Origin of the sequence: Burkholderia sp. 8Y, from assembly GCF_902506145.1 — a bacterium.
Taxonomy (GTDB): domain Bacteria; phylum Pseudomonadota; class Gammaproteobacteria; order Burkholderiales; family Burkholderiaceae; genus Caballeronia.
Genome location: NZ_LR733552.1, coordinates 1 through 4,138, shown reverse-complemented (window position 1 = coordinate 4,138; position 4,138 = coordinate 1). Strand labels below are relative to the sequence as shown.

Here is a 4,138-nt window from a genome sequence, read left to right as displayed (position 1 = left end):
CTGTACCGCTAGCGTCCTGAACTCGGCGGTGTATGCCTGCTTTGGTATTTTGAACATCGATTCTTTCCTTCCTTCGGGTCGAGTTTACACACGACCTGCTGGAAGGCGAAATTTCGGGGGAAGCTCAAAGCGCATCGTGAGCCGGCCGTCGACGAGTTTCGTGTATTCGGATGCGACGGCGCTGGTACTCGCGGCGGTACGGTTCATCGAGCCTACCGCGCCGAACATAGACATCACCAAGGTGCAGCAGTAAATCGAATTTGCGGATATAGCAACTCACCGCCGCGTCGCTGTGGCGGCGGGGAGGTCAGCCGCACCGTATCGAGACATTGAAGCGTTCTTAGCCGAGTTGGAGGCGGAGAACGATTCGGGCACAGATTTGTAGTCCATCCGCCTACCGAAGCGCGGCGCCGGTCGAACCTCGAATGCTGCGCTACTGCGTCTGTAGTCCATCTCAGCCTCGCCAACTTAGTCCGTACGCTTGCGGCGAATCAGGGTGAAGTGCCGCAACAATGTAAGAAGACGTCTAGGTGTGGGGCGACAATCCGGTCAGCATCACCCGCTTGCTCGACCAAATATCGTCACAACTGCCTCGAAGCCCTCACACATTAGCTTGAGCACGCCACAACCTGCACCAAAATCCTCACACCAGCGGGCGCACCGAAAAACAACCCGCCGGGGCGGCGGGGTTCACTGAGGGCAGAAATGGCGTGGCTCAGGCGTCGTCGATGAGCGTCTCACCGATGCCGCCCGTTTGACGGGTCACGCCGAGGGACTTGTCGACGTTCGCTTTGTCCGCAGGCGTCATCTTCTTGATAAAGCGCTGGAAGTCAGCGTCGTTCTCGAAGAACGCGCGGAGCACCTCTTCGACGAGTTCACCGCGTTCGACACCGTGGCCGTACGCCGCGGTGTAAAACAACCGGTACTGCTCGATTGATGTGCGAGTCGACAACTTGAGTGCGATGTTTATACGCTCGTTCGGGTCGACGACTGTGAATTGGCGAAGGGCAGGCATTTGGCACCTTGTGTGCGAGGTAGTTTTAGTTGTGTGCCGGGGCTGCGCGTCATTGCGTTCACCATCGTCACAATTACTATAGCAACCCCGAAAAATTGCCTTCCTTGCCACCCACACCGCTACGCGCTCGACGCGTTCATCCGCCGGCGACGCCGTTGCGTCGCAACGTTCCCGCAAATGCAGTGAAAAGCTGAGGAACGGCAACGGCAAGGCGGCTACCCGCCGGTCTGCTTTCAGGAGCGCATCCCGGTGCGCGACCCGGCCCGCAGTAAGAGAACCGCCGCGGGTTAGTTACGCGAACTCGCCGTGCGCTCCCCTGCGCTCCGCGCAGTTCCCACTTGTTTCAAACTCTGGCCCGCCATACGAGACCGCCGGACGGGTTGCATACACCGGCCGTTGTCCTTTGCACATCGACGATGTGCAACGTACATCCATCCCCTTTGATATCGAAACGGCGCGAGCAACAGAGTTTCCGTATCGCACAAGGAAGCACGCTCGCTTCGCTCGCTCCCTGCGCTACGTGCACCTACCTCTTGCGCGCAACGGGGTTCGCTTTAGTGCTGTAGCAAGCCGCCGCTGGCCCCGTAAGATAGTCTCACCAGTAGTGTGGCCCCTTCGGAGTAATAGTCTGCCTTCAGGTGTGAGGCTTTGGGAACAGCGGATGCGACGCCTTTGCTTGCGACAACAACCAAGAGAAACGGCTTCTTGCGCTCCGCGAAGAGGACCCCGTCTTCCACTATGGTAGTCTCTCCGACCGTGATTTGTTCTGCGCTAAGAGGCCCTTTCTGTGAGCAATGGGGACGGCGTGGCACGGGTACGCAATGGAGAAACGGGGGCACTGGGTTTTGTCAGTCGGCGAGCTGCGCAGTGCGCCGGTACGAGCACCTCTGCTGTGCTACTTAGTACCATCTCCAGGCGCAAAGCGCAGCGAGCGAATGCTCGCTGCCCACAAAATCCCCGCGGAACGCGGGCGGTGTTCTTTGAGAGCGCTGTCGCTCGCGGCCGAGCCGTTCGTCTCATGTCTGAATATGAGAAGGCTTCGATACCCGAATGCACCTTTTGGCCCACAGTCGGACCTCGGCCACCCGTCGGTTGCAGCGCTGGGGCGCTGGTACTCGATGATGTTGTAAGAAACCACGCCGTCTGCTCGTCGCTGCCGTTCGCTACACTCGCGCTCGATGACGTTGGAAAGCGCAGCTTCGGACAGCCGTCACGCGCAGCGTCACAGATGGAAGCTCGCTGAATAGCCGTTCGGCTGAAACAAGGAAGACTTTCTCGTCGTCAGGCACTTCTGTGCGAATCGCGACAACTTTCGAAACTCGCTCGCTCTTTTACACCACGTAGGCCCCCGCGTCGCCTTCGATGTAGGGCGGCGTGACATGGGTACGCAAGCGGAGCAGCAGGGGTAACTCGGATTTTTTGCTCAAGCGAGCTGCACCGAGCGCCGCTAGATGCACCCCTCCCCTGTCTAACTCCGGCTCTCCGGCGTTGGGGCAGCGAGCGAGAAGATTGGTCAATGCAAAACGGAGCAGTTGCATTGCAAGAATGCTCATCCCAAACGGCCCTTCGCGACGACGAAGCACACTTCGAATGATTTTTGCTTGCATTCGTCAGCACGCTGCTCGTGCCGCTCTTGTAATCAAGCACGTGTTGCTCCTGGCAACGCCCGACGCTCAGTCTCGCCATAGTTGGACCTCGGTGAAAACAAGAAGTGGCGGCGTCACCCGTTGTTCGCAAATCGGATGAAGCCCACGGCGGGGGGAAGCACACCGCAGCAATATTTGCTGACAAGGAGGTGCACAACTCGATTTCGGAGCGTGAGCATATCGGAGCACAGTCGTGAGACTCACCAGATGTCGACAAGGTATAGCTCCTTGCATCGGAAAATGCGTTCTTCGTGTTTTTGAATTGAAAACAAAAAGGTGTTGAATCGGGACAAGCGCTCGTCGACCTGAAGACAAGATTGGGGACACGGGGCGGAGACCGCATGTACAACGCGCTCATTGTCTTTTCGGCGAGGCTGGACGCCGCACTATGGCTTTAAAGCTGGTTCTGCCGACAGGAAAAAATCAGTTTTCTTGCGGCTGACGTCCCTCTGTGAAAGTCCTTGCTCGCTATCGACTCACACCTCCGAATCCTAAGTCGCTGAAATGATGCTCTAAAGGTTGCAAACCGTCGCTGGACAGGACGTTCGGCATATCGAGTGAGGTATGCCCCTGTTAATTTCCCTGTTAGAAGTCGTTTCAACAGGGTCTTCCAACAGGGCCGTGTTGCCTGTTTCGAAATGAAGCTACCGTAGACATCAACAGATTTGCTGTGTGACTCTGCGTTTCCCGCTGTCGGCGAACGCCCGTTCCTGGCCGCACTCGCTCGGCGTTCGGCCGCGCCCATCAGATACCTTAGTCATCTGGTGGAGGGCGGGCAGTCTGATGACGCAGTACATCGACAGTACAAAAGTGCTTTGGCTTTTCCATCGTTTTGGCGCCGCTCTTGCCCGCCTGCCTTACCTTCGATTCGCTGGCCGCTCAGCCATTGCTATCGGGCGGGCCTAGCCCTCTGCAAAGGACCACGCCGAAAGGTTTCAAGCGTCCGGCCGGCTCGAGTTTCCTCCTGCCCTCCGTCTGGCGAGCAGTTCATCCACACGTGTACTTTGATACGTCACCCAGCCACGGGCCGCGTCGCTGCGCATTCTCATCGACAGATTGCGGCTGCTCCGGCGTCGGACGCCGCCCTCAGTTTGGCCGTGGCACCCGGAGCCAAGCCCGTTACCGGAACTGCACGACACTTCTCGGACTGTTCCTGCCCATAGCTCCCATCTCCGGTTCAAGCCGGAGCGCGAACCATCTACGCGTTCGCGGTAGGGTACGGCCGAGGTGGGTTAGCAATCTCTTGACTGCGATTCGAGGGAACGAGCTGACTCAGTCGGTACAAAAGTAAATCCAAGAGGTTCGGACTGAGCAGCCTTGCGCGGTGCTAGCCATGGGTCTCAACTATGCCAAGTTGTGTGCGTCAAGCTGTGCAGAAACCGGATGCCAGTGGTTTCAGTTGATCCTTCTGTGCGACGTTCGGTGCGAAGGGCGTAGCCCGCAGCGCCGAACGCCGCACGCCGCTATGCAGCAGCGC

General features: G+C 58.2%; 3 protein-coding genes. 1 reads left to right on the top strand and 2 read right to left on the bottom strand.

The features are described 5' to 3' along the window. Positions 1-253: hypothetical protein (locus GV035_RS29655; RefSeq protein WP_236572912.1), on the top strand; the 253-nt coding region annotated here is incomplete at its 5' end. 462 nt (positions 254-715) lie between these two features. Here GV035_RS29655 and GV035_RS28650 read toward each other — a convergent pair. Next, positions 716-1,015, bottom strand: a complete 300-nt coding sequence (locus GV035_RS28650) for a hypothetical protein (protein WP_159839468.1) — start codon at positions 1,013-1,015, stop codon at positions 716-718. Between the two features lie 1,331 nt (positions 1,016-2,346). Beyond that, the gene (locus tag GV035_RS28645) at positions 2,347-2,622 is read right to left on the bottom strand and encodes a hypothetical protein (RefSeq protein WP_159839466.1); all 276 of its coding nucleotides are present in this window, start codon (positions 2,620-2,622) and stop codon (positions 2,347-2,349) included. Between the last annotated feature and the right edge of the window lie 1,516 nt (positions 2,623-4,138).

Bases quoted from the DNA above. Each gene is read 5' to 3' on its own strand.
- GV035_RS28650 (WP_159839468.1), bottom strand. From the start codon at position 1,015: ATGCCTGCCCTTCGCCAATTCACAGTCGTCGACCCGAACGAGCGTATA.
- GV035_RS28645 (WP_159839466.1), bottom strand. From the start codon at position 2,622: ATGCAAGCAAAAATCATTCGAAGTGTGCTTCGTCGTCGCGAAGGGCCG.